The organism is Paenibacillus sp. FSL H7-0326 (assembly GCF_001955535.1).
Taxonomy (GTDB): Bacteria; Bacillota; Bacilli; order Paenibacillales; family Paenibacillaceae; genus Paenibacillus; species Paenibacillus shunpengii.
This window is the reverse complement of sequence record NZ_MPVN01000003.1, coordinates 580,058-606,970: the sequence shown is the minus strand read 5'-3', so window position 1 is coordinate 606,970 and position 26,913 is coordinate 580,058. Positions and strand designations below refer to the sequence as shown.

The window sequence follows — 26,913 nt, the reverse complement described above, 5'->3', positions numbered from 1 at the left end:
ATTCAAAAATTCTCTATCTTACTAAATGCCTTTTATGATGAAATCTTATCATATTGTAAGGAATTTGTGCTCATTGATAAAGGCAAATATTTGTTTAGTTGCGATTGATGAAGGAACAACTTCATTGAGAAATTTGAGGAATATATATTAAGCATTATAAATTAAAATAAGTATTGTATTTGCTAAATTATGAAACTACACATGAGGTCACGGTGCTAGTCTTCGATGATTGCCTGATAGACCATGGTCCAGAAGTCGTGGATAAGATGCGCCGAATCCGGGGTGGACATACCGACCTGGGTAAGCAGGATTCCTGTGAGTTGTTTATCCGGGTCGGCATAAGCCGAGGTGCCGGTTCCGCCGTCCCAGCCAAACTGACCGATGGATGCATAGTCGCCGCGGTAGGTGCGTACCGCCATCCCGAAGCCCCAGCCGCCGTGCTGCCCTTGGCCATGTGACAAATGGACATTGTTTTTTGCTAAGTCGTCTCGGAATGCTTGTTGCTCGGGCGTAAGGCGGTTAGTGGTCATCAGCTGGACAGCAGGCCGGGACAGGATCCGTTCGGTCCCGTGCATCCCTTGGTTTAGCAGCATCTGTAAATACGCATGATAGTCGTCGACGGTTGACAACAACCCACCTCCACCTGCTTGGAATGCCGGAGGCTTACTGTAGCGTCCGCCTGCACCCTCGTCCCATACTATGAACTCACCGGTCTGCGGATCAGGGACGTAGGCGGGCGGCAGCCGGTCAATCTTGCTTTCGGGAACGTAGAAGCCGGTATCCTTCATCCCCAGCGGTTCAAAGATGCGTTTGCGCAGGAACCCTTCGAATGTCTGACCCGTGACCCTGGCAACGAGTACGCCGAGCACTTCGTTGCTCATGTGATACTGCCACCGCTCTCCGGGCTGGTAGCATAGCGGAAGAGTACCCAAGCGACGCATCCACTCATCTGACTCAGGCATCTCCTGCCCTGGCGTGTCAAATAATCCATTTTCGAAGATCGCGTTTTGGATCGGAGAGCCCATTAACGTCATATCCACTCCGAGCCCGAACGTAGAGGTCAACAAGTCCCGAACGGTGATTGGCCGCCGCGCCGGCACCGTGTCGTCTAGCGGACCGTTGGGTTGTTTCAGCACCTGCCGGTTAGCAAGTTCGGGCAACCATGGGTCTACTGGGTCATCGAGATGCAACTTACACTCGTCAAGCAGGATCATTATTGGCGCGGCCCCAACCATCTTGGAAGTGGATGCCATCCGGAAGATCGTGTCCCGGCGCATTGGAGCGCCACCGTCATGGCACATCGTGCCTATTGCTTCGACGTGCGTCTCACCGTTCCGGCTGATTAAGGCGACAAACCCAGGAATCTTCCCGGACTCGACATGTCGTGATAGCACGTCTCGCATTCTTTGCAGCCCTGTTTTGGAGAAGCCTACGTTGCTTTGTCCCATCAACGTTTTCATTTAATTTCCCTCACTTTACTTTTTATGAATCCTATTGTTTCAAACTACAATTGCTCTCCCGGCTTGGCGTTTTCCTTTATAAAGAATTCTGCTTCTGTTCTTTCACTGTGGATTCATTTTTTCAATACAACCAAGCACCTCACTTTGGAATAATTTATTGATTGACAAGATCAATCAATAAATATAGTAGATTTTGTACCAATTTTTGTCAATAAGAAAATTGCCATTAGCTATTTTATGATCTGTGAAAGTGATGCTTTTTTAATAACTAGGAGCTTCCCTTCAGCTTTCCTCTCCTTTAGAAAGCAAAAGGGCTTAGTTTTTACAAACAGGATATGTAGTTTGGTGGGGAAGCATCCCAGGAGTTTTGTTAAAGAAAGTAGATTGACTTCACATTACTAGCGGATTCTTTTATTTTGAATAACTATGAGCAGCATACGTATATTCCAATCCAAATTTTGATGGTTCGAATTTTGGGCTATGCCACTTTCTGAATTGGGAAATGTGGATTATAAGGAATAAATAAAGGATAACTTCTTGAACCACGGAGTAAACATTTACAAAAATAGCATAGCTAACAACATTAGTGCTATATGGAAACCGATTCTAATTATTCATCTAATATTAGAGATAATAGAGACTATATTTCCAAAAAAGAAAAAAGCAGGTGCAGAATCTAAAAAAGAGTCAGTAACCGAAGAGATATCGGTTGTGCTAATTATTAGTTTTGATTTGCTCATTAAATCCGTAAAGGAATTAGGTGTTGGTACCTCCTATGCAGTATTTTCGGGTATTGGTGTAGTTGGGATGGTAGTTGTTGATTTCGCATTGTTTCAAGAAACAATCAGCCTTTTGAAAGAAATAATTGAGTTGGGTATATTTGATTCTAGCAGGCTTAATTGAAATTGTTAGAGTTGTTGGATTAAGGAAGGTATCAGAAAAGGGTAGCTGGTTTACCTACATCATTCTCATTGGAGGATTTATCATCAGTTTGTCGCTTTTACGTATGTCCCTAGAACAAATCCCACTGTCTGTTGCTTACGCAGTATGGACTGGAATTGGGACAGTAGGTGCTACAGTAATCGGCATTTTATTTTATAAGGAATCAAAAAGTCCCTTATAGATACTTACTGATTAAATATTTTATTTTGTAAATATTAGCACTTGAAATAATTATTGGTTAATGGAGAATGCGTGCAGTATAGATGGATATGGGATGGTAACTTCCCCTTCTATTTCGCCATGCCTTCATGTTTTCCTGGTCTACGGGGTCTCTTACTGTCTTTCTGCATTTTCAGAATCAAGCATCCATTTTTCTCCCCACTCCCGCATTTGAAGCAGTACTTTTCTATATTCCTTACCTTTTTCCGTTAAGGAATATTCCACGCTTACGGGTATTGTAGGGTACACTTCGCGATTAACGATTTGCAATTGTTCCAAATGCCGCAAAGTATCGATTAAAGATTTAACACTTAGATCTCCGACATTTCGTCTCAGTTGATTGAATCGTTGGCGGCTATAATATAGTTGAGTAATAACCTGAAATGCCCATTTATTATGAATCACCTGTAATGCCTCATTAACCGCGACAAAACATTTTTGCTCTTCATTTCTCCTCAAGCAATCACACTCTTTCATAATAAAGCTAATTACATTTTGTTAGTAGAACTAAAAAAAGTGCCTCCTTATAAAATTATAATTCATGAATTACAATTTCACCAGGGCTTATTAGATGCTATATTGCTTTACTCACACCCAAACCAATTCATTTAGGAGGAAGTTTATGTCTGGTTATAATAGGAGTATTTTAGTGATTGGAGCTACTGGTCAACAAGGTGGTGCAGCTACGAGACAATTACTTGAAGACGGTTGGCAAGTACGAGCATTAACCCGGGACCCCTCAAGTTTAACAGCCAAAATCATAGCTCAGGCTGGAGCACAACTTTTCCAGGGGGACATGGAGAATCGCAATTCTTTAGATGAAGCTATGCGAGGAGTGTACGGAGTTTTCAGTGTGCAGCCTCCTGAATGGAATCCGAGCGATGCAGCTACCGAAAAAGAATTACGAATGGGTAAAAACGTTGCCGATGCGGCGAAAGCTGCACAAGTTCGCCACTTTGTCTATTCATCGGTTAGCGGTGCAGACAAACAGGCTCGCTTTCGTTATCTCGCCAAGTGGGAAATCGAAAAATATATAAAAAAACTGGGTCTTCCTGCAACAATATTGAGACCTTCAAGTTTTATGGAAAATTATGCAAATTCATTGTTTGGGATTCAGAATGGTACGTTAACAGAAGCGATTAAACCAGATATTCCTGTCAAACTTATTGCTGTCGAAGACATTGGCGTTTTCGTAAAAATTTCCTTCAGGCATCCGGATGTATTTTTGGGAAAGACTATCGAAATTGCCGGTGATGCTCTAACTCCACCCAATATCGCCGCAGCAATTGCTAAGGCAACCGGTCGTTCTATTAGCTATGTTCATCTTTCTATTGAGACAGTTCGGAAAAATAATGAAACATTAGCCGATTTATACGAATGGTTAAATGGTGAAGGATATGAAGTGGATATTAAACTACTGCGTAATTTGCACCCAAAGCTTATGAATTTTGAGGATTGGGTAGAAAGGCAAGGAAAAGCATTATTCCAGCAGGAGTGATCGCCCCGCTATCCTCCCTTTACCTCAAACCTCCTTAATCAGCTGACCCTTTGTTGTTCTGAACTATCGTCTCTCGATTGCATAGCGAAGGGCTGCCATGTGGCGGGCCTTCGAGAGCTTCCCTTTTTGCCCTTGTTTAATCTTAAAAGGACCATTCGGAACAACAGTTGCGGCCTTCGAAGCCCCATCTTTTTTCGCCTTCACTACAAACGCAGGCAATGGCATGTGCACAACCCGTAATAGCATCACAATCGATTTTTGAGTAGTAGCATTAACAAATTGCAATGCTCCAAGTCGCTTATCCACAACGCTGCACCCGTCCCGCCGGTTTTCACCTATATCTGTTTCACCAACTGACCAGGAGACGAGGCATGGCTGTAAATTTACTAGCGATTCCTTTACACAGGAAACCACTCTATCACATAGGAGCGAATAATATTTTTGTCCATTAAGCGGCGAAAAAGGATCTGGTGCCGAGTGGGTATGGGAAAAATTGAGCATAACATTAACGGCAGTAGTGTCCAATGCTTCCGCAACCCTTTCACGTAATTCATTTGATAGAGCTGTGGTAAGGCCTAAGCTATCTATGGCAATCAAGCAATAGCGGTCATTTTGATGTTCAAACAATACTACTTGAGCACTCAATGGATAATGAATACCATTTAATTTACTTTATTCTTCTCAGGCGAATGGCCAATCATTTCTACAGGAAAATCGGGAGTAATATCCGTCTGCGAAAAAGCAGCTTTATAGTCATAGTTCATTTAGCTTTTCTCCTTAATTTTTAATTTTAAAGTTCGTTGAAATTGTATTCCTAAGTTAATTATATACTAGTCTGTTAGGGGATGAGTGGCTCGATGCCGTGATAGTCGAGAAAATGAGCTCCGAAAATCTAATCTAATGAACATCAGAAAGGCCCGTCATCCGGCGGGCCCATCTAAATTATCTTATATATTTGAGTTTCACTAGCTTAGCTACAGCATGAAGACACTTTAGCAGCAGGTGTTGTAGAACAGCAGCTCTCCTCAGCTTGATCGGATACATTATTTATACTGCATACGCCAGTCTCTGGTAATTCCAACTCTACTTTTTCGGCGCCTTCGTAATCTCCTGCCAGGTATGCAGCAATGGATCTCACCTGCTCGTAGCCTGTCGCCATTAGAAAGGTTGGGGCTCGGCCGTAGCTCTTCATGCCTGCCATATAAAAGTTCTTTTCCAGATGCCGAAGTTCTTTTTCACCGTGTGGACGAACCGTTCCACAGCTGTGTACATTAGGATCAATAAGTGGAGCTAGCGTTTCTACACTCTCCGTAGTTGGATCGATATTCAGTCGCAGCTCGCTTAAGAACGAGAAATCCGGACGACTTCCTGTGTTCACAACAATTTCATCTATGCCCTCAACTTGCTTTACTCCACCAAGGCTCATGCCGATAATATTGATTTTACCATCCACTTGTTTCAACTGATGAATACGGAATGGTGTAAAGACCTGTATTCTACCTTGATCTACAAGTCGATGAATTCGACTTCCGAGTGCACCTCTAGCCTTCAATTGGTCATTGTCTTCCCCGCCATACGCATTTCCTACTTTACTCTTCCGCATGATCCAGAAAATTTTCGTATTTGGATCTTCAGACAGTTCCAGCATTGAATTGATTGCCGAATGCCCTCCTCCAATTACAGCCACTTTTTTACCATTAAATCGTTCTCCATCTCTGTTTGTAATATCAGGAATTCCGTAAAAAATATGTTCTTTAAGGTCTCCTTCTTCTTTCGTCCATATCCCGCTGCTATGGATCGGATTCGCTTTCCCCCACGTGCCTGTCGCATCAATAACTGCTTTTGCCTCATACAGGGTTGTTAATTGGTTTTCCTCCACGAATACAATGAATGGCTGGCTTTCACGCCCTAAGGTTTTCATTTTATCCATATCTTTTTTGCTGACTGCTGTTACTTTTGCATTTAGCTTTAGGTTGGACTCTATTTCAGGCAATCGGGACAGTGGATATAGATACTGCTCCAAAAGCTCTTTACCTGTAGGTAAATCATCATCATTTGGTCTTTCCCAATCCGTTTTCTCGAGTAATCTAGCCGCTGCTTTGTCGATGTTATATTGCCAAGGGGAAAATAATTGTACATGCCCCCACTCCTTAATATGACTTCCAACCTCAGATCCCGACTCAAAGATGATAATACGTTCTCCTCTTTCAATAAGGTGTGCAGCTGCAGCAAGTCCGATCGGACCGGCTCCAATGATGGCAACAGGAAGATTGGTGAACAGGTTACTGTCCGGCTTCACTAAATCTTGCTTGGTTTCAGGAGCACAACAACTGTTCTGAACCTGTTTGAATTGGATTTCCTTCATTTCACATACCTCACTTATTTTTTATTTGTAATATGCAAGTATATATTTTATATATGGGGTGATCTTCAAGATCACCCCATAGGAGTACAGCATTTGTCTGATTTAAGCATACTTTCATTTAATAATTTAATCGATCGCAGAACAGTTTCACGCTCAAATTCATTCATAAAAGAGAAAACCTCATTTAAGTAACTGTTCATATTCTCATCAATCGTTGTAGCCACGAATTTCCCTTCGGTCGTAAGATGTAGAATATATACTCTACGATCCTCGGGATGTGTTGTTTTCTTGACTAAATTCTTTTTAATCAACGTTTGCACCTGACGGCTAAATGTAGTGATATCCATACCGAGTGAATCTGCGATCTGCTGCATAGATGGCTCATGCTGTCGATCAATTTCATAAAGAATATGGCTTTGGATCATTGATATTTCATTAGTCCCTACACTACAACAATTCTTATTCAGAAGGCCGAATCGGCGTGCAGTCACTTGTAGTAGTTCTCTCGGACTTTCTTCCATCTAAGCTCACCTCTTGCTTCAGTTATACAATATATATTTGCATTTTACAAGTATATTATTCGAATTTCTCCATTTTTATGTAAGTATCCGATTACCATCCTCCTTCATAAAAGGGTTGAATATCGGTCTTTGTTGTGGTGGTTTTCCTTCCTTTAATCGCTGCCGATCATGATCTAGATCCAAACAATGATTCTTTAGTGCGTGTAGAAAAAAACCCTCGGAAACGAGTTCCAAGGGTATAGTTTGATTTTTGGGTATACGTGACTCTAATTCTCCTCTTACCAACCGCGATCAGACATGCGTTCTGCTGCAGTCAGTTTAGAAATTTCAATCCCTTTCATAGGGGTGCCCAAGTTCTTAGATACTTCGGCAATCAGTTTATAATCCGTATAATGTGTTGTGGCTTCAACGATGGCACGAGCAAACTTCTCAGGATTGTCAGATTTGAAAATACCAGATCCTACAAAGACTCCGTCTGCTCCCAAATGCATCATTAGTGCAGCATCTGCCGGAGTAGCAACACCGCCGGCTGCAAAGTTAACGACAGGAAGCTTACCATTCTCGTGAACTTCAAACAGAAGCTCGTAAGGCACACCCAGAACTTTAGCTTCAGCGTAGAGCTCATCCTTGGACATGTTTTGCACTTTACGAATCTGACCATTGATCAGACGCATATGGCGGACTGCTTCCACAATGTTACCCGTTCCTGGTTCACCTTTTGTACGAATCATGGATGCCCCTTCACCAATACGGCGAAGAGCCTCTCCCAAATCTTTGGCCCCACATACGAACGGTACGGTGAACTCCTGTTTATCAATATGGAACACTTCATCCGCAGGTGTAAGGACTTCACTTTCATCCAGATAGTCTACGCCAAGGGATTCCAGTACTTTTGCTTCTATGTAATGACCGATACGCGCCTTAGCCATCACTGGGATAGAGACCACCTTCATAACCTCTTCAACGATCGTTGGATCTGCCATGCGAGCGACACCGCCGGCTGCGCGAATATCGGAAGGGACGCGCTCAAGAGCCATAACGGCAGTTGCCCCTGCCGCTTCTGCGATTTTTGCTTGCTCTGCATTCATAACGTCCATGATGACGCCGCCTTTTTGCATTTCAGCCATCCCTCTTTTGACACGATCTGTACCTGTTCTCATAACTTCTATTCCCCCTATACCATGTTTAACAATCTAATCACAGCTCTTTTCAGTTCTTGATTGACTTGAATCTATGGATTAATATAAAGGGGAAACTGACAATTAAAAAGATCCAATAATTTATAATTTCATTGTACCACTTTCTTAATTACGGAGGTCATATGCAATTTCATGCCGCTTATAGCTCATATTTAAACCGCCATTATACCAAGATGAAGGCTCTGTATCATGCCATTCGCGAAGCTATTCATGAGGGGAATCTCTTGCACGGTGAGAAGATGCCATCTACACGAGAATTAGCTGCAACGTATCAAATTTCTCGAGGAACCGTGAATCAGGTCTATGATATGTTAACTTCTCAAGGTTATCTTCATTCACAGCATGGAAGAGGTACCTTTGTTGCTTATCAAAGTGAGTTTAACAAGGAGGAGAATACAACCCAATATAGCCCGCAGCACTTATCCGCTTGGGGAAATCGTATAGAGCAGCTTGTGCAAACAACACCTCAAAGACATACACAATCAACAGTTGCCCGCTTAACAAGTGAAGCATTAATTGACTTTAGCAAATATCAACCCGATTTAACCAAATTTCCTTACGATGAATGGAACAATCGACTGTATGCGGAGGTACGGCATCGAGAACATTACTCCAATACAACTTACGCAACTGTGGACTCATTGGGAGAGCCAAAATTGAGAGAAGCTATTGCTGCCTACCTAAGAAGGATGAGGGGAATCCAGGTCGATTCGAATCAGATCGCTGTGACTGCAGGCTCCATGCAAGCTATAGCACTTCTTACGCAATTAATTGCAGATCCTGGTGATCATGTGGTGACAGAAAGCCCTTGTTACGTCGGAATTTCTCAGGCTGTATTGGCTACGGGTGCGAAGTTGATTGAAGCCAATCTTGATGGTCAAGGAATTGTTCCTCAAGATTGGGATGCTCGTATGTTATTTGTCACGCCATCCAGGCAATTTCCTACTGGTGAAATGCTTAGCCTTGAACGCAGACGAACCTTGCTTGACTGGGCACATCGTCATGATGCTTTGATTGTGGAGGATGATTACGATAGTGAATTCAGATATCGCGGAATGCATGTAGAACCTCTGAAAACACTGGATAAAGATGGACGCGTAATCTACATTGGCAGCTTTACCAAAACATTGCCATTTGAAGTGCGACTTGGTTATGTCGTTCTTCCTCCATCATTGTCTGATACATTTAGAAAAGCTCAAGCATTATATGAACCTAGACCAGTAAATTTATTAGAGCAGCGAGCTTTAGCAGCATTTATGACAAGTGGTCAATATGAGCGGCATCTGCGTAGGATGAATCGCTTGTATAGTCGCAAATTTCATCTGTTACTTAAATTATTAAAACAGGAGCTCTCGACTTGGTTTGATTGGGTGGAAAACGAAGCGGGACTTCATGTTTTTGGTTGGTGGAAAGGGGATTCCTCGAGTTATGATACCTTCCGGACTTTAGCAAGAACACAAGGGGTTATATACTCGGAAGTCAGTACTTCCACAGCTCTAAGCACGAAACATGGTATTTATTTATCTTTTGCACATTTATCTGATTCGGAATTAAAGGAAGGTGTATTAAGATTAAGAAATGCCATACGATCTCATGTATGAGGTAATGTGGCATCGTATCGCATAATTGTTTTTGCTGTGTTTGTGTCTCGATATGAGATTGTAGAGGGGGATATAAAACTAAAAAGCCGCAAAATTTGCGACTCTCAATAGGAATATGTTCTTATCCCCCGACATAGTAGTTTTAGCTATCCAAAATATCCATTCATCGTATCCCACATCCTATCAAACTCGCTTTGCTCCATAGAACGACCAACTGAAAGTAGCTCTGGTTTTTCATTCGTTACTGGATCAAAATTTAGAAACTCTACTTTTGTTGCGCAAGCATAATTCTTTGTGTTTAACATCATTTCTACCTTATCTTTAAAAGGCCGATCCAACAGTTTAACTACAGCGATATCCCCTTCTCTATATTTAGTCGCTGAGTAATGAATAAGAAAGTATCCTTTTTCAAATCGGTATTCAATAGGATAGCCTGACATTATACACCTCTTCAGAATCTTCTTCTCTGATCTCAATCTATTCAATATGGATAAACTAAATTATTGTTCTAATGAACGACTATAATACCCCGCTCGGGAAAGGATCGGATCAGCGCGTGAAGTTCCTGCATTCCCCGTAGGACAAAACTCTGCAGGCTCTATCCTGATCCTCCGATCGTCCGTTTCGGGAGCAAATGAGGGGCTAGTAGCTCAATATCGACTATTCATCCAATTTCTTTTTTAATCTGCTTAGCTCCTCTAACGCACCAGAAGCAGAATAATAAATCATTTTTTTCTCTAAGATTTCTATTTCCTCTTCTTTTGTCAGCTCATCAACAGTCTTGGTTACATTTTTTAACCAATTGAATGTTTCACTCTTTAATTTTTCAATTTCTACTAATCTCTCGTCAACGTACTCTGTCACTTTAAAACTCATCATTTCATCTCCCTTGTTTACGTATCATTACTTACTTCATGTCATCCCAAAGAACAAGAATATCTTCTGGATTCGCGAACTTATATTTTGCCGGAATTGCATCAGGTTGTTTGCATCCCCACAATGCTAATCCAAAGTCTACTCCGGCGTCTCTGGCACATTCGTAATCATAGATCGTATCACCGATGTAAATGGAGGTTTCTGCCTTTGCATCAGATATATCTAGAAATTTAACTAATGGCTCAGGATGAGGCTTGTGCCGATCTGTATCATCTGCACATACCACATAAGGCAAATAAGAAGCGAGACCAAAAGGAACGAAGTCATCTTGATACTCTCGTTTAGTCTTGGACGTCACGACACCCGTTGCAACGGATTGTTTCTTCAGGCTAGCAAGCAGTTGTTGAAAACCCTCAAATACGTGAATGGTATGCCGGAAATCATTCATCAGATCATTCCAGCATTTATTCGCATATTCAATATCTTCGATACCGAGTTGCCCCAAAGATACGGCTCCCGGTATCCCAAGCGCAAATGCGAGATCTTCCTTTTTCATTATCCGATTATAGTTCTTCTCCAGCAGCTTCTGTAATGAGCCTAACACCGCTTGTTCTGTGTTGATTAATGTTCCGTCAATATCAAAAATAACGGTTTTGTACATCATTTCATCCTCCTTAGCATGATAAGTAATGAACCCCTATTCGTATGCTAAAGTATGAAATCCTTTTCAGGTCAATAGCTAAGTAGACTGACGTATAATGATTTGGTAGGGAATCTTTACCTTATTGTTGGTTCTATCCATTGTAAGATCAAAGGCTTGTTCACCAACTTTTACTAACTGATGATCAACTGTAGACAGGCTCAGTCCAATACCAACCGGTTGATTTTCTTGGCCAATAATCGCCAGATCCACCGGTACGCTTAAATTCATGTTTTTTGCACACTGATACATCCCTGCCGCGACCTCATCACCGTTGGCATATATAGCTGTGGGTCTACTTTCCATAATAAGCAGTCGCTGTGCTGCTATAAACCCGTCATCCATCGTTTGACAATCATTCAAATGATACATTGGTGACAATTCTCCAAATATTTGCTTATATGCTTTTATTGTCAGCTGTGTGCTGCTACTCTCTTCGCCTCTTGCTGTTGTAAACGCGACGCGTGAATGACCTTTGTCCTTCAACAACTGGAACGCGTCCACGAAAGATGCATAACGATCAATATAGGCGCACCCAATTTGGGGATGATCAGTGAACTCGCATGCAACGATCGTTCCATACTTACTATACGGAAGGATCGAATTCCAATCATTGGAACGAGAAGTAATAATGACTCCGTCCAATTGTTTATTTTTTAGCATGTTTAAGCAGCGAAGCTCTTTTGCAGGATCGTATTTCGTAGGAAGCACCATTATAGAATAATCATGCTCAACCGATCGATTGAGTACGCCATGGAGCAGTTGATCAAAGGCTTGATTGTTGTTGTATGGTATGATCACACCGATGCATTTTGTTTCCTTACGGATTAAATCAACAGCTAACCGGTTTGGAGTGAAGTCAAGCTCATCAATTACTCGCTGTACCATTTCCCTCTTCGACTCCGAGACATAAGGATGATTGTTTATTACCCTTGATACGGTGGATACGGATACTCCTGCTAGCTTTGCAATATCAATAATATTTGCCACGCATACACACTCCTGCACTTTTTACTAAACCAACTTGAATATTTCCATCAACGTCATCTGTCCGTCTCATAATGAACGTTATAACAACTTCTCATTTGTGCCCTTTAATCCGCTTATTCTTTCATTCGTTTATTGAATATCACAGCCGACACAACAAACTGCCGTGCTGCGAACTTTCACTACTAAAATATGAGAATATTTTACATGTAAGGAATTTAACAGAAGCTACTTGAACATATTTGTCTTTTTCCTGCCCGGGTACTAATCCGTTTTCGATTGTTTCCATATAGCCGACAAAAGCATCAGAACAGGAACATTGCTGGTTTCTCTAATTTTTTGAAGCACTTGAAAACCATCCAAGCCGGACATCAGCCAACCTCAGCCCGGCTGCACCACCGGTAGCAGTCACAGCAGTTAGATTTTCCTGCTCTACACATTTTTTTATAAGAACGCAAAGCTCTTTGTCATCTTCTGTAATCAAACACTAATCATGTTTTTGTTCCATGCTCTAAAATAGAGATTGTACAACGTATTCTCCTATTATTCAATTTGGTGAACCGTCAATATAACAATTGACTTTCATGCCTTCGTTTGCTCTTCTACATATAGAAGCTCTTCGTTTAACTTGATATATTAAAAGTATAAACAAGCCTGTCTATTTATAAAGACAGGCTTGTTTAAGTGTTTATAAGTTATTCAGTTTTAGTGCAGATTGCCGTCCGTCCCACAGTGAATGGGAAAGATTAATGTAGAGGCTCATTTAAGTCCATAATGCCGATGCAGACAAGCCCTTAACAAAGGAATACAGCCTCTCATTGTGATGACCTTTGAGAAGCCCTATTCTTAGCCTTAATAAGTTAACTTTCAACCAATCGTCTCTACCACATTGTCTTGCTGGTCTTTAATATACGTTTTGGCTACCTGAACGGTTAGACCCTTAAAGGAGGATAGCTTAATCAGCTCCTCCTTCGGCCGCAGCTTGCTTGACAGCTCGGCAACGGTTGCCGCATCCAGCACGATACGAATGTGCTCCGGACCTTCTTCAATCACCGGATTATCTCCCGGCTCCAGCGCTACCCGAACGTTCGGACCTGAGAGATACAGAGGGTTTTGCTTCAAAATGCGGCCCGAAAGCATCTTGCCGATAATCTCTGCCTGCTTGGCGCCAAGCGTAAGCACCGCCGGCGATTTTCTTAACAGCCGTTTCACGGGCGGCTCCCAGCCTAATTGGCTGACATACAGGAAGCCCGTATTCGACCCGTCACGCTTCAAGCCTTCCTCCACCGCTGTGGCAACCGCAGGCAGCATCAGCAAAGATGACCGCTCGAGATCCGTTATATAGTAAGGCATATATGGCTCGCAGATTTTCAGCATGGCATGCGAATTCCACGTCTGCATTGCATCTCGTTCATCCCCTGTAATGCCAATCATTTGGATAAACTCCATACGCCCATTTGGCGTTTCTATCGAAGGCAGCTCCGGATCCTCCGTATAGCATAGCGCTGTAAGCTTCGTATCCGAACCCAAGCAGATTGGACCATTGGTATCCAAGTAATCACCCGACCGGAATCGGTTTCCGCTTTTGTATATATACCTTCCCATATTTTGCAGTAGGTCAAGCGCCCATGCCGGAGGCTGCTCCTCCGTCTCGCTGCGCTTCAGCCTGAAGGTCAGCTCAAAGCCGAAACCGCTATGCTCCTTATCCTCCTTCTCCTTGCCGTACAGCTCCGTAAATCCAAAAGTCACCATATGCCAATGCGGCGCAGGATGCTCCGCTTTATATACACTGATGCCGTCCAGCGGATCACCTCCGAACATAGCAGGCAGCGACGAGCCGTAGTGCATAGGCTTCTGATCTCCGTATAGCTTGGTCATCGCATCTTCAATGGCATCCCATCCTGGGGCCATATCTTCTTCCTCTTTCATCCGTATTCCTCCTCAAATTCGCCCTCATTCAAATTAATATAACATGCAGAAACCGATTAGTTATATACCTTATCGCTGATCGGAACATTTTTTTGTCCCTCCATACCTTTTTCCAGTACCCAAATTCCGTTTTTTAAGCTTTTATTTGACCATTGTGCCAAACAAGCGATTTGAATTCGGCCTCCTACTGAGCTTGAAGAGTATGATATAATTCAGTCGATTCCGTGAATGAAAACAGGGGGCAGTTACCATGCGGCAATCTGCTCCCTGTATATTAGGCTAAAGTTTCCCGTTAACTGTGACATAGCGGTCAAATTAATGTGGAATTCTCGTGGTGCATCAATCTTCCCCAAGCTAAAGCAGTAGTTTACTCGGTGTTAATCGTTCACCAAGTGTTCCGGCCGTTGTCCAAGTAATCCGCGAATTAAATTATCCGCAGCTAACTCAGCCATTAACGTCCTGGTGCGAATGGAAGCACTGCCAATATGGGGCAGTGTGACTACGTTCGGCAGCTTGAGCAGCGGATGATCCATCCGGATGGGCTCTTGCTCGAATACATCTAAACCGGCAGCCCAGATCTCGCCCTGCGTCAACGCATCATACAGGGCCTCCTCGTCCACGATTCCTCCACGCGCGGTGTTGATCAAGACAGCCGTGGACTTCATCAGCTCCAGTTCTCGCTTCCCAATAAGATGATACGTCTCATCGCTCAACGGAGTCATCAAGCATACGAAATCGGACTGGGTTAGAAGAGCATCCAACTCTGCGTATTCTATGCCGTTCTCCTGCTCTGCATCAAGCTTGCGACTCCGATTAAAGTAGAGCACCCGCATATCGAATCCCTTCGCCCGTTTCGCCAACGCTTGGCCAATCCTTCCCATCCCGATGATTCCCATGGTCGCTCCATATATATCTTGTCCCGTCAGCTGCATGGGAGACCAGGTTTTCCATTCGCCTTTCCGTAGATATTGGGAAGCCTCCACAACCCTTCGCGAGGTCGCCATCAATAAAGCAAAGGTTAAGTCCGCCGTAGTCTCCGTAAGCACACCCGGGGTATTCGTGACCATAATGGCTCTGCTGCTGGCTTCGGCCACATCAATGTTGTTGTAGCCGACGGCCATGTTACTAACCACCTTCAAACGGTGCGCTTTCTCTAACAAGGGCTGATCTATTGCTTCGGTAAGCAAGCACAGCAAGCCTTCGACATCCTTAACCTTTTGTTCTAACACATCTCTGGGAACAGGGATCTCTTCTTCGTCCCACAGGTCCACTTCACATATCAATGCAAGCTTGTCCAGTGCACTGGATGGAATTTTCCTTGTAATAAAGATTTTAGGCTTCATTTTAATCAACCCCTTTATCCCTTGCGATAATCCCTCGGTGATAAGCCCACTTCCCGCGTAAAGAGCTTGGAGAAATATAGCGGATCTTCATAGCCAATATCACGCGCAATCTCCGAAACAGGAGCGAATCCATTGCGCAGAAGCATCTTGGCCTTCTCCAGGCGCACTTTATGTAGGTATTGAACATAGCTGTATCCTGTATATTTCTTAAATAATAGAGAAAAATAACTGACCGACAAGGAGCAATATTGTGCCATTTCTTCTCTGTTTAATGGTTCTCTGAAGTGTTCATGTACATGCTCCATAGCACGGTGAATCGAGTGCTCTGCCCTTAATTCAGATAATGGCTTAGACGCCTGCATACCTTCCAGTTGATCCAATAAACGAATAAGAAAATTACGGGAGCGCCACTCATACCCCGGCCCCTTATCCTTCCACAGCTGAAGCAGCTGCCGAAACTGCTCTTCTGCCCGCGTCACACTCTCTAACTCAAGCACATGCGGAAGCCGCAAAGAAGTACGAGATACCTTGGAAATTAACTCTCGTCCTTCCCACTCCATTAATCGATAATCGAAATGCACAGCAATATATAATAGCGGATTACTTGACTCCGTAGTAAACTTCAATCGGACACCAGGCGGAGAGACGTGATAAAAACACCCTTTGCGCAGCTTATAGCTCTCATCATTAATCTCCAGTTTCCCTTCGCCGTTGAAGACATACCCCATATTACACATTCGTGTCAAAGGGATTTCCACCTCATATTGGTGATTGCTCCAGTGCTCCTTATCCCGAATCAAAACATCGATAACTCTCGGCATAAACCGATTCATGAAATCCTGATCCATCCCTGCACCTCCAACCCTGATTTAATAGGAAAAATGGCCTTTCCCTATTATAAGAGATAAAGCCATTTGATTCCTATTAAATCCAATGCTGGACTCGCTTTTCGTAAATGTAATTAACCCGGTCATTCATATTTTTCTTCAAAAATCCATTCGCTTCTTTAATATGAGTTTTTAGAGTAATGACTAATTCTAATTCAGGGTCGGCGAGCCGCTTAGTTAACAACTCAGTCACTTGACTTCTCCATTCGGGGAAAGCATCCGCGATTCGAATGGCAGCTATCATGGAGAAAGAGAAGAACTGGAAATATAACTCCTTGAGATCAAAAATGAATTCATCATTGCTTCGATCTACATCCATTTTATCAATGAAAGCCTCACTTCGTATGAAAGAGAGCAGCTCTGGCATGATGTCCTGATCCTCTAGCCGGCCCAACAAATAAATGGCTGCAAATACATGAGGTTGATTGAACTTACGGCTAGACTTTGGCACATAGAGATCTCGGCTATATACCATCTCCCGCAGCACAGGCAAACAAACAGAATCTCCGATCAAACCAAGTGCCAACGCACAGTTTTTACGAAGCAAGCCGTAATCCTGCTCACCCATCCACTCCTGTAAGGTTCCCCTCATCTGATCTCCCAACCGCTTAGCCGACCAGATAGCAAAGCCCGATTTATCCGAACTTAAGGCAACCTTTATCTCTTGCGGATCGTTCAGCCACTTCATAGCGGGGACAGCTAGCTCTTCATTCGATTCTTGCGGTGTCATCTCCTTGAATTCAGGTCGGTCTCCTGCTCTCATGCACCCGGTCTCGAGCTGCAGCTCTACCAGCTGTTCATAGGAAATCTCTCTGATTGGAACTTCCTCCGAAATGGACAGATAGGCCATATTCGCAGCGGTCTCCCCGCATTTCTCCATATCCCGCTTCTGCCTTATGGCAGAGGCGATGTCATGATCAAGCGAAATACAGCGGCCAGCGGCCAGCAACCCGTCAAATCCTCTTGGGATCAAGGCCTCTCTAGGGATTGGAACGTTGAAGCAAGGACCGAACAAGCTTGCTGCGACAAGCCAATCCTGCTGGGTATTGCTTTCGAACGCCATATCCTTCCCATGGTTATCCAAGTTGGAGAAGCCTTGAAATACAGGTTCCCTTGTCACCCGGCCTTCAAGAAAATCTGAGAAGGTAACTCTCTCCTCCCCCACGATATTGCGACTTTCACGTATACCTAGCAGCTGACAGATCTTCAGCAGCATTGATTCTGCATCATAACGCTCTTGCAAATGGGTACCTAACAGATTCGATTCGAAGATCGCACGGGTCACATCCTCCGCCTTACTGATATCCATGTAGCCTGAATCCGTATAGAAGTTGCCTACTTTATGATTAGGGTACAATCTCATCTGCACATTGGAGAAAGGCTGGCAGGTCCCATCCATTTCCCTGCCCATATCGAAGGAGCAGCCAGCCAGCTCACAAACCTCCGCATTTCCGGTACTATCGATAATGAACTTAGCTGAAGTCTGATGAACACCCTTCGGTGATACCCAACGTAAACCCTTCACCGCCTGGCCCTCCAGGTACACTCCTATAACATAAGATTCGTATTCGACATCGACGCCTGCCTTCATCGCTTCGGAATCCATTACCCAGTTTTTAATCTCGGAATGCACACCTAGGAAAGGTACGAAATCATCTTGCCTCTGGTAAGCAGCCACTTGACTGTCTATGGATTCAAAAACCCCGCCTCGATTGCCATAGTAATAGCCTACAACACCACCTGTCGTCCCTGTCCCTCCCATGCAAGAGAGCTTCTCAAGCCCTAGCACCTTCAATCCTCTTTGGGCTGCACGAATAGCGGCCATGGATCCCGCCGTACCGAGGCCTACTACGATAACGTCATAGTGATCCTCGAATACGCCCTTACTAGCAGATGGCGTAATCACCCCAGCATGTTTCTCCATTAAACGCATCATCGTCTACCCCCAATCTCAAAGTTGTATCCCTGATCATAGGCTTCCAGCGGATTCGCATAATAGGCGGAAGGCAGCCAGTCCCATCCTGGTTGAATCGATGCTTGCATCGTATCAAGCTCTATATCGAACTCATCTGCGTGCGTCACGAATGAGCAGTGACGCAATGGCTCCGGACGATTAAGCCAAAAATCGAACAATTTGCTTCTTGCCATTATCCAGTCATCCATTGGATCTACAGCGAATTTCAACACCGTTTCGTTCGGGAAGTGCCCTTGGTATATCGTGTACGCTGAAGATTCCTCTGAGTGATGAGTGCCGAAGGTACCGAGCAGCATCATATTCAGGCTCTTGGTCTTTACACAGCCCTGACCATTCCTAGTGACACACTGCGAAGTCGTGTCCACCAGACGGTCAGCAACGAAATAACGAAATCCCGAGGCATCATAGCACACGACTTTGAATTTTCCGTCACGAAGGTGCACCTCCACAACTTGCGTCTGCATTCTCACATGCAGCTTCTGTCCGGTGATATGCTGGATCATCACCGGCATCATCCCCGGCAAATGAAGCCTTCCCTCCTCATCCGTTACATTCCTGAGGATAAGCTCCCTAAGCAGTTCAACACCGCTTGCAGTCACAGGCGTATACTTGCGGTCCGACAGCCGGAAGCTGCGAATGAATTCGTTCCCCACACCATTAGAAGGCTCGATAACCAAAACATCTGGGCCAAGACGAGAGGCAAGCCCCAAACCTAGGAATGAAGCGCCTATGATCACCGTTGATACCTGTTCGATCTGATGCAACCTTATCACACCCTTCTTCCCATACAAACATATGGATGATTTACTTTCGCTCACCTATGATTATACTCTCTTGTGGCATGGCCTCAATGGAGAAACCTCTATAAAACATGGTCAATTATCTTCTCGTTCCAGACCCTATCTTTTCTAACATGAAACTATCCAAGTAGTCCTACTTCATCCGGTAAATATTTTTAATATAATCGGTCGGCGACTCGCCCATCACCTTCTTGAACACCCGACTGAAATAATAAGGACTATTGAATTGAAGAGCATAGCTCACCTCGGTAATATTCATTGATGTGTTCTTCAACAATTCGGCCGCCTTCATGATACGCTGCCGTTCATGAAAGCAGAAGATGCTCGTCCCGAGCTTGGCTTTGAACAAAGTGCTGAGGTAGTTGTAGTTACGTTGAAATGTTGATTTTATTCGCTCTATATCCAGTTCTTCCTCACAGTGCTCCTCCAAATATCTAGCCAATTTCTGAACGAGCGCATCAGACTTGCCGGGAATGTGACGCATGAGTGAGATCCGGTAGATCTCCAGGAACAGAGACATCGTCTCCAGGGATACATAGAGATGACGAAATGGCCGTGATGACGAATATAGCTCATAAAGCTCTCGGGCTTTTCTGTTCATGTGCGGGAATCCTTTGACATTCATCAACTTCGGCAGAACGACTGTACACTCGTACTGACTTTTTGAGAATAGTTGATCAGTAGGAGCGAACAGCATTTGATGAAGAGATGTTTGTTCCGTTGCCGGCAATTCAACCTGGTTATTCGGTGAATCGTAGAAGTGGATCCATAAGGTCGAAGTACCGGGAAGCGTTCCTTCGCCACCCCAATGATGAACACCTTTCTTCAAAAACATAATATCTCCGTCTCGCAGAATGTACTCCTTCCCATCCTCAACAACCTGCATTTGGCCTTGTATGCAATAAATACATACATGGTAGTCCGCAACACGTTCCGGATGTATCCATCGGCCTTGGGTATACGTCGTACCTATGTCGCGAACAAGCGGGTACTCGCTTCCCAGAAGTATAACCTCGTGCAAGACTCCACCCCCAATCTATGAGTCTGTTTTTTTTACTTACTTTCGACTTCATTAAAAACCTGAACAAAGTATATTTATTCTGCGAATCGGTTCATTCTCAACGGTTAAACGTTTCGTAATAATAGAATTATTCATAACATCAATAAAGGAGAGATCACCTATATGAACAACCAACAAGGCAGAAAATTACGGGTCGCGCTTGCAGGCCTTAGGTTTGGAGGTGCGTTTGCCCCGATCTATCATGCACATCCCGATGTAGAGCATGTAGCCATATGCGATCCGGACGAAACGCTGCTGCAACAGTACGGGGATAAGTTCGGCTTCGAGCGCCGTTACACGGATCTGCAAGAAATACTTCGTTCCGATGAATATGACGCCGTCCATTTAGTTACTCCGATTCCCATGCATGCGCAGCAATCCATAGCTGTATTGAATGCGGGCAAGCATTGCGCCTGCACTGTTCCTATGGCCACAACCATTGATGAACTGAAGGCTATCGTTGCGGCCCAGAAGCTCAACAACCGAAATTATATGATGATGGAGACTGCGGTCTATACTTATCAATTTTTGTATGCACAGGAGATGATGGATCGCGGCGAGTTTGGTCCGATACAATTCCTTCGCGGCGCCCATTATCAGGACATGGAGAATTGGCCTGCCTACTGGATGGGTCTTCCCCCGATGCACTATGCAACACACGCCGTTTCTCCTCTTCTGGCCATAACCGGTGCGCGTGCGACCAAAGTGCACTGCTTTGGCTCCGGTACGATGCGTGAGGAGCTTGTACAGCGATATGGCAACCCCTATCCGGTGGAGACGGCGATTTTCCAACTGGATAAGGAGCCGATCAGTGCAGAGGTCACACGTACTTTGTTCCACACGGCAAGAGCGTATATGGAGAGCTTCAATATCTATGGGGAGAAAGCTTCAATGGAATGGCATATGGAAGATGAAGCGCCTATCCTGTTCAAGATGGGCGATCTGGAGGAAGGCAGGGGCCGTAACATTCATACGGAACGTGTTGCTCCGCCTGCCCGTCCCGATTTGCTGCCTCCTGAGCTAGCTTATTACATTACGAATCAAGATGAGCTGGATCCGAACAACCCGCATCAATCCGTACTCCAGGGAAATGGCCATCATGGTTCCCATCCGCATTTGGTGCATGAGTTTATACGGAGTATCGTCGAGGATCGCAAGCCTCGTATCGACGCCGTGACTGCAGCCAACTGGACAGCTGCCGGCATTTGCGCGCACGAATCCGCCATGAAAGGCGGAAAGGAAGTACTGATTCCTTCGTTTGAGGAGTAACAGCAGAATATTTGGCACAAAAAGACGGCCTTAGCCCCGATACCAATGGACTAAGGCCGTCGATTTCGCCGCCTCCTAATAAAGCGGATACTTCTGACGCAAATCTTCACGATGAAGCACGCTGGAATCTTCGCGAATGTAATGACACACGTATGACCTCCGCCAACGATTTAAGCTCCTATTTTTGTTCGAGGAATGAATGAGCAGCTCGCTGAAGAACAGGATATCGCCTTTCTCCATCAGAACCGGTACCTGTTTTGTTGTATCTACCCCTTCGGTCTCCTCCGTCCAATGCTCGTGCTCCTCGATATTTTTTACAGCACCATGCGGAAGCAGGCCAAGCTTGTGCGTGCCGGGCATAACCCACAGACAACCATTCTCGACATCCACCGACTCCTCCATCGCGATCCATGCCGCAATCATCGTCATCGGATCATTCTTAATGTAATAGTAATCTTGATGAGCAGCTTGCCCCGGGGAACCCGGCTCTTTGTAGAAATACATGCTCTGCACGCATACGGCTTCCTTGCCCATCAACTGCTCCAGCGCTCCGCGAACGATAGCGTTTTTCATCAATTGCCTCGAGAAGCTGTCGTGTTTATGCGGGTTAAATAGACGAAGGGAATACTTCTTGCTCTCTTCGCAAGCTGCCCACTCCGGCATAGGCGATTGGTTCCGAATATCGTAGACGTGTCCGTTAAAGGCCTCGATTAAATCCTCCGACATGCCTTTCTTAAACAGAATAAATCCTTGCTCCCGGAACTGCTCGATTTGCTCATCCGTCAAAGGCTTGAGCGGCGGAATAAATGTCGTGTTCATCTCATTGTCTCCTTTGTTCGCTTGGTGTCTTTCATGCCTTAAGCATACGTCGACGCCTACTTCCGAACAATGGCTGCAATTCACCTTATTGTGTCTGTCCTTGATATTCGAGTATAAACCACGTTATAGGAATCGCCTTCCACTGTAACGGTCATCGATCCTGTGTGAAGCATCACGAAGCTGTTCATCTAATAAGCAACTGCAAACAGACTAAAGTGAGAAGTTGTAAACGTAACTTTCCCGGATGCGGTATCATATTTTCCAGATGGTAATTTGACAACCTTACCCTTGGCGTCAATATACCACACGAAGATATTCTCCGGTTTTTCCAATTCCTCAGCTGTTGGCTCGTAATCGACGGATACGGTTACGGGTGACTTGTTGTTTTTCCATGCGATTAATTGACCATCAACCCGTACGGAGAGATCCAGAACGGGCTTGCTGCCGATTCTTTCCTTCAATTCCTGCTTCAGGCCGGATGTATCTGCAGCTGTTATAACAATCTGTACGCTTGAAGCGTCTGCTAAATCATTCGCCTTCAGCATATCGTTAGATAATGTAATCGTACCAAGCTCCGACTGTACCGTCAGTGAGATCTTGCCATCGCCTTCCTTGAACATTTGTGCCGGCAGGCTTTGACTATACGATTTGGCGTTAGCGATCGGGTTGAGCTTAATTCTTACGTTTTTCTCGCCTCTTGCATCGCTTTCCGCTTGCTTGAGCAAGTCGTCGAGCAGTTCCTGTGAGAGCTCCGCCTTGGCCGTATTACCTGTGAGGGTTGGTGTCAACTGAATCATAGAACCCTCCACAACCGGCGTCGGTGCTGGCCCCGGCGTTGTCGGAAGATCCCCCGCTTCAACAAAGGTTACATCCCCATACCACTCCGTGGATTCATGGGAATTAAAGCGTTGGTTGCTCCACATGGTTGCATTATCGCGGATGCCATCATCATTGTTGTCATCGCTTGCTCCAGCATCGAAACCAATAACTTTCCCGACGGAGCCTGTTATGGTTGTAAGCGGCAGCTTAGCTTCAATAATGTATCCGCCATCTACTACTTTCGCTGCTGAGGAGAAACTGCTCGCGTTAATGCCCTTACCGCGGGATCCCCCCGTTCTCAGATTCTCGTAATTCACTCGATAGTGACCGTCATCTAATTGAAATGCTGTCGAATTTCCATTGTTCTCATCCATGAAGAACTCCATGGAATCGTGTTCCCACAAATTCGCACCTCTGACACTTAGGTTGTCATCCTCAACCTCGGCCAGGACATAAAGATTATGTTCATCCCATAGCAAACGCATAGTTGCCATAGGCGCTGCCTTGGTAGGGTCACTGATCTTCATCGCCTGGAAGCTTTCTGTTGTTGACCAGATCTCGTCAATCTCGCCATCTAATTCCGGTGTTCCTTTCGATGCCTTTGCTTTCAGAATTTCATCCGGAATCGGCGTCTTAAACTCAATAGAGTCATCTACCAAGTATTCTGGATTATTATATTCAGTTTCATAGGCTCCGATATCAATTCTATTATTGGATCCGACTCCGGCATAAGGACGATCATTGCCTAAAAAGTCCTTTGAGAATGGAGAATCGATACCTACTTCATCTCCAAAACCTTCAGCAATCCGCGGCAATTTAGAGAATATCTCGCGTGTACCGGTATCGATTGCTGGTGAATCTGCTTGCAATGTGAAATCAAAACTGCCATTTGCCTGAGAAACATTTACGAATTTGGGATTGATAACCTGTTCATTCTGATCCAAGAACCGAACATTGCCGCCGTAAATGTTGTTGGCAAACATATTATTCCAGCCACTGTTTAGATTGGCATATTCACCCTCTTCATCCCTAGCAATCGAGATATTGTTTATCAAGATGGAATTGTCACTAGATTGAGCATCCATATTGGGATATTTCAGATGCGGGCTTCTACTGTTATGATATATCGTGTTGTTGATGACATGAACATTATTGCTTCTATAAATGTGGATACCACCGCCGCCATTGTTATAGACAATATTATTGAAAGCTAATTTCTTTCCGTAATAGCCGTCATCAACATCAAAGATAATGCCGTTGCCATCCGAATAGCCTTTGGTTTTTTCCCACTTCACTTTAGCTTCATTATCATAAATAATGTTATTGCTCATGATAATTTTGTAATCCGCCGTATTATCATCGAAAGACACATTGTTTATCGAACCCATGCCACTGGTTGCATGCATCGAGTACCAGCTGTTGCTGTGACTGATATTATGATCAAACCACATATAGTCGCCTGCTCCGCCAATGCCGCCGCCAGCCATATGATGGACATACGAGTTTTTGACAATGATGTGATGTCCTTTAACATTAATCCCATTGGTGTTGGTCTTTGCATATTCGGCCCAGTTCGAGCCGCCCGCTATTTTGTGCTCATAGTTTGCCTCTGCTTGCTCCAACGAAATGTTCATATTGTTGCCTTCGACTTCAAGTCCATCAATAATAATGTAATTCGCTTGAATATCGACCATATTCCATATGCCCGGAACGTTATCGGCCAGCTTAAGCTTGGGCTTGTTGTTAAAATCATAGGCTTTGTACGTAATATAAGCTGTTTCGCCCGTATTTTTATTTTTGGCGCCTGAGCGTGTAATCTTTAACCATTCACTTCCGTAGCTCGTGTTACTCGCTGTATAGGTACCCGGCATAATATATACGGTATCTCCCGGGTTTGTTAATGCTGCGGCCGTTTGAATGTTTTTGAATGCGGTTTCTGGCGTCAAACCATCATTGGTATCCAAACCCGAGGGACTAACATAATAATCCACAGGTTCTCCAATATAAGGAAAGTCAATATAATACTCTCCAGGATTCGGTTTTACTACCGGCGCAGATCCAGCCACATTGGAACCAGAAAGCTTAATGTTATCGACGATTACGGCTGTCTCCTCATGCGGCCCGTCCTTTACTTGCAGATAAAAGGCTTTCAGGCCGCTAGAGTAATTTTCATTTTTCATAGGTTCATTATTTACAATTTGGGTGTCATTAAGGTAGAGATCATAGCTTTTTGTATCGACATGAGCTATCATCTTTATCTTATAGGAAGTATTAATTTCCCAGTCCGTCCTAGCTGCCAACGCACCATTTGCGCTGTTGTCTGAACGAGCGTACATCTTTCCGTCCATACCAAATACGAGCATTGGATTATGAAGCGAACCGGAACCATTTACGAGATTAAACAAATAATTAGCCTTTTGATCTTTAAACATCAGGTTAGCTTCGATGGTGTAGCTATTCATGGAAACAGGGGTTGTCCAGCTGCTATGGAACGGAAATCCAATGGTTCCCGTACTTCGTGCAGGGATTGTAACCTGCGCCATCCGGTTGCCATTCTCTTCAGTTAAAGTAACAGCGGTATTAGAAGAAGGATCCACCGGTTTGCCATCTAATAATGGAGTAACCAGATTTGCTCCAACAGGAGTCGCTGCAATGACAGGATCTACATCATCTGCCTCGAAGGTTGTTGTTCGAAAGATTTGATCACCTATGACCGGAATGGACTCCGGATGGATTTCAATTCGATCAATATTGGGCATAGCTGCCGTTAGACCTGCTGCTGTTAATTTAGGCTCTATTTTTATCGAATTCGTTCCGGCATTTAAGGTAACATTCTTGATTTCTTGAAGCTGCCAATTACTCCAAGAGCCTGTACTTGCTCCCGTAAAACCTGGAACCTCTACATCATTTACTTTAAGATTTACGGGTCTGGCTCCGTTATCGGCATTATTATATCTGAATTTAAGTGTATAGCTTCCTGTTTCTGCAATAGAAATGTTATCCCATAGTAAGTATGCGGGCGGTGTTCTGCCGCCTGGAATAATGACATAGCCTGTACCGGAAAAGCCTGGCGCAGCAGCTGTGTTGGCTCCAAAAGTATGATTCACATGCGTTGTGCCATGACCCGATTCACCTTCAATAAATTTCGTGAATGGTGTGACATCCAGATAATCGACCAGAGGACCGCCTTTCCCCTCCGATGTCAGTAGAATGACATTAGTGCCGGGATGAAGCGTAACAATGGCGTTCAGATCGCTCCATACCGAGTTTTCTTGTGTTCCCTCTTGTCCCGTTGTAAATGAGGCAACTTCTTGACCGTTGACATGGAGCTTTACAATACCACTTGCACTGCTGCTGTATTTAATGTTCAAATTATAATTCGCATACACGGAAGCACTCACTGTATCCCAAGTGATGCTGGATGCTTCATTGGACATGTCCACGTAAACAGCATCTGTTACAGAAGCATTCTCTAGTATTGCAGCCTCCGCTTCGTATCGTTTGGACCCGCTGTCGGCGAACACCTTCTCCGCAGGCACAGCCGAATAAAATGAACTAATAAACAACGCGAATATCAAGATCTGTCCTACTATCCTCTTCACTTCGTCAACCTCCTGTTGTATTGAAATGATCTTATAGAAGTT

Annotated in this window: 23 protein-coding genes; 5 read left to right on the top strand and 18 right to left on the bottom strand. The window is 44.3% G+C overall.

What is annotated here, in order from left to right; all coding sequences use genetic code 11:
* Window positions 1–215 precede the first annotated feature (215 nt).
* The gene (locus BK126_RS18700) at window positions 216–1,448 is read right to left on the bottom strand and encodes a serine hydrolase domain-containing protein (protein ID WP_076314123.1); all 1,233 of its coding nucleotides are present in this window, start codon (window positions 1,446–1,448) and stop codon (window positions 216–218) included.
* 549 nt (window positions 1,449–1,997) lie between these two features.
* Between BK126_RS18700 and BK126_RS18695 the strand changes: the two genes are divergently transcribed.
* Window positions 1,998–2,363: an SMR family transporter gene (locus tag BK126_RS18695; protein WP_076314038.1), complete on the top strand. Its 366-nt coding sequence runs from the start codon at window positions 1,998–2,000 to the stop codon at window positions 2,361–2,363.
* On the top strand, window positions 2,326–2,583 hold the full coding sequence (locus BK126_RS18690) for a DMT family transporter (RefSeq protein WP_445321886.1): 258 nt from the start codon (window positions 2,326–2,328) through the stop codon (window positions 2,581–2,583). Before BK126_RS18695 ends, BK126_RS18690 begins: the two co-directional genes overlap by 38 nt.
* Before the next feature lie 152 nt (window positions 2,584–2,735).
* Here the strand turns inward: BK126_RS18690 and BK126_RS18685 are convergent, their stop codons facing one another.
* A complete protein-coding gene (locus tag BK126_RS18685) occupies window positions 2,736–3,080 on the bottom strand; it encodes a winged helix-turn-helix transcriptional regulator (protein ID WP_256702922.1) in 345 nt (114 codons plus the stop codon).
* Between the two features lie 163 nt (window positions 3,081–3,243).
* On the opposite strand from BK126_RS18685, the gene BK126_RS18680 reads away from it, so the two are divergent.
* Window positions 3,244–4,119 (top strand): NmrA/HSCARG family protein, encoded by an 876-nt coding sequence (locus tag BK126_RS18680; RefSeq protein ID WP_076314036.1) that lies wholly within the window; start codon window positions 3,244–3,246, stop codon window positions 4,117–4,119.
* A 63-nt stretch (window positions 4,120–4,182) separates the two neighbouring features.
* Here the strand turns inward: BK126_RS18680 and BK126_RS18675 are convergent, their stop codons facing one another.
* The 4 genes from BK126_RS18675 to pdxS form a co-directional block, all read right to left on the bottom strand.
* A complete protein-coding gene (locus BK126_RS18675; RefSeq protein ID WP_076314035.1) occupies window positions 4,183–4,764 on the bottom strand; it encodes a hypothetical protein in 582 nt (193 codons plus the stop codon).
* 325 nt (window positions 4,765–5,089) lie between these two features.
* Window positions 5,090–6,484, bottom strand: coding sequence for an NAD(P)-binding domain-containing protein (locus tag BK126_RS18670; protein WP_076314034.1), 1,395 nt, complete (start codon window positions 6,482–6,484; stop codon window positions 5,090–5,092).
* A 71-nt stretch (window positions 6,485–6,555) separates the two neighbouring features.
* Window positions 6,556–7,005: a MarR family winged helix-turn-helix transcriptional regulator gene (locus BK126_RS18665; protein WP_076314033.1), complete on the bottom strand. Its 450-nt coding sequence runs from the start codon at window positions 7,003–7,005 to the stop codon at window positions 6,556–6,558.
* Window positions 7,006–7,283: 278 nt separating this feature from the next.
* Window positions 7,284–8,165, bottom strand: a complete 882-nt coding sequence (pdxS, locus tag BK126_RS18660) for a pyridoxal 5'-phosphate synthase lyase subunit PdxS (RefSeq protein ID WP_076314032.1) — start codon at window positions 8,163–8,165, stop codon at window positions 7,284–7,286.
* Between the two features lie 161 nt (window positions 8,166–8,326).
* Here pdxS and pdxR point away from each other — a divergent pair, with 161 nt between their 5' ends.
* The gene (gene pdxR / locus BK126_RS18655) at window positions 8,327–9,805 is read left to right on the top strand and encodes a MocR-like pyridoxine biosynthesis transcription factor PdxR (RefSeq protein ID WP_076314031.1); all 1,479 of its coding nucleotides are present in this window, start codon (window positions 8,327–8,329) and stop codon (window positions 9,803–9,805) included.
* 146 nt (window positions 9,806–9,951) lie between these two features.
* On the opposite strand, the gene BK126_RS18650 is transcribed toward pdxR, so the two are convergent.
* The 10 genes from BK126_RS18650 to BK126_RS18605 all read right to left on the bottom strand — a co-directional run bounded on the left by BK126_RS18650 (window position 9,952) and on the right by BK126_RS18605 (window position 20,323).
* Complete coding sequence (locus BK126_RS18650; protein ID WP_076314030.1) at window positions 9,952–10,245, bottom strand: hypothetical protein; 294 nt, start codon at window positions 10,243–10,245, stop codon at window positions 9,952–9,954.
* Window positions 10,246–10,465: 220 nt separating this feature from the next.
* Window positions 10,466–10,684 (bottom strand): hypothetical protein, encoded by a 219-nt coding sequence (locus BK126_RS18645; RefSeq protein ID WP_143757755.1) that lies wholly within the window; start codon window positions 10,682–10,684, stop codon window positions 10,466–10,468.
* A gap of 28 nt (window positions 10,685–10,712) precedes the next feature.
* Complete coding sequence (locus tag BK126_RS18640) at window positions 10,713–11,345, bottom strand: HAD family hydrolase (protein ID WP_256702920.1); 633 nt, start codon at window positions 11,343–11,345, stop codon at window positions 10,713–10,715.
* Window positions 11,346–11,420: 75 nt separating this feature from the next.
* Complete coding sequence (locus tag BK126_RS18635; protein WP_076314027.1) at window positions 11,421–12,371, bottom strand: LacI family DNA-binding transcriptional regulator; 951 nt, start codon at window positions 12,369–12,371, stop codon at window positions 11,421–11,423.
* A gap of 864 nt (window positions 12,372–13,235) precedes the next feature.
* A complete protein-coding gene (locus tag BK126_RS18630) occupies window positions 13,236–14,297 on the bottom strand; it encodes a suppressor of fused domain protein (protein ID WP_076314026.1) in 1,062 nt (353 codons plus the stop codon).
* A 377-nt stretch (window positions 14,298–14,674) separates the two neighbouring features.
* Window positions 14,675–15,640, bottom strand: a complete 966-nt coding sequence (locus BK126_RS18625) for a 2-hydroxyacid dehydrogenase (RefSeq protein WP_076314025.1) — start codon at window positions 15,638–15,640, stop codon at window positions 14,675–14,677.
* 14 nt (window positions 15,641–15,654) lie between these two features.
* Complete coding sequence (locus BK126_RS18620; RefSeq protein WP_076314024.1) at window positions 15,655–16,488, bottom strand: AraC family transcriptional regulator; 834 nt, start codon at window positions 16,486–16,488, stop codon at window positions 15,655–15,657.
* A gap of 76 nt (window positions 16,489–16,564) precedes the next feature.
* Complete coding sequence (locus tag BK126_RS30135) at window positions 16,565–18,463, bottom strand: FAD-dependent oxidoreductase (protein WP_305954046.1); 1,899 nt, start codon at window positions 18,461–18,463, stop codon at window positions 16,565–16,567.
* Window positions 18,460–19,266, bottom strand: coding sequence for a hypothetical protein (locus BK126_RS18610; RefSeq protein WP_076314022.1), 807 nt, complete (start codon window positions 19,264–19,266; stop codon window positions 18,460–18,462). The genes BK126_RS30135 and BK126_RS18610 overlap by 4 nt, the downstream gene beginning before the upstream one ends.
* A 169-nt stretch (window positions 19,267–19,435) precedes the next feature.
* On the bottom strand, window positions 19,436–20,323 hold the full coding sequence (locus tag BK126_RS18605; protein WP_076314021.1) for a helix-turn-helix domain-containing protein: 888 nt from the start codon (window positions 20,321–20,323) through the stop codon (window positions 19,436–19,438).
* Between the two features lie 162 nt (window positions 20,324–20,485).
* Between BK126_RS18605 and BK126_RS18600 the strand changes: the two genes are divergently transcribed.
* The gene (locus tag BK126_RS18600; RefSeq protein ID WP_076314020.1) at window positions 20,486–21,631 is read left to right on the top strand and encodes a Gfo/Idh/MocA family protein; all 1,146 of its coding nucleotides are present in this window, start codon (window positions 20,486–20,488) and stop codon (window positions 21,629–21,631) included.
* A gap of 75 nt (window positions 21,632–21,706) precedes the next feature.
* Here the strand turns inward: BK126_RS18600 and BK126_RS18595 are convergent, their stop codons facing one another.
* Window positions 21,707–22,450, bottom strand: a complete 744-nt coding sequence (locus tag BK126_RS18595) for a phytanoyl-CoA dioxygenase family protein (RefSeq protein ID WP_076314019.1) — start codon at window positions 22,448–22,450, stop codon at window positions 21,707–21,709.
* A gap of 188 nt (window positions 22,451–22,638) precedes the next feature.
* Window positions 22,639–26,871: a sugar-binding protein gene (locus BK126_RS18590; protein WP_076314018.1), complete on the bottom strand. Its 4,233-nt coding sequence runs from the start codon at window positions 26,869–26,871 to the stop codon at window positions 22,639–22,641.
* Window positions 26,872–26,913 lie beyond the last annotated feature (42 nt).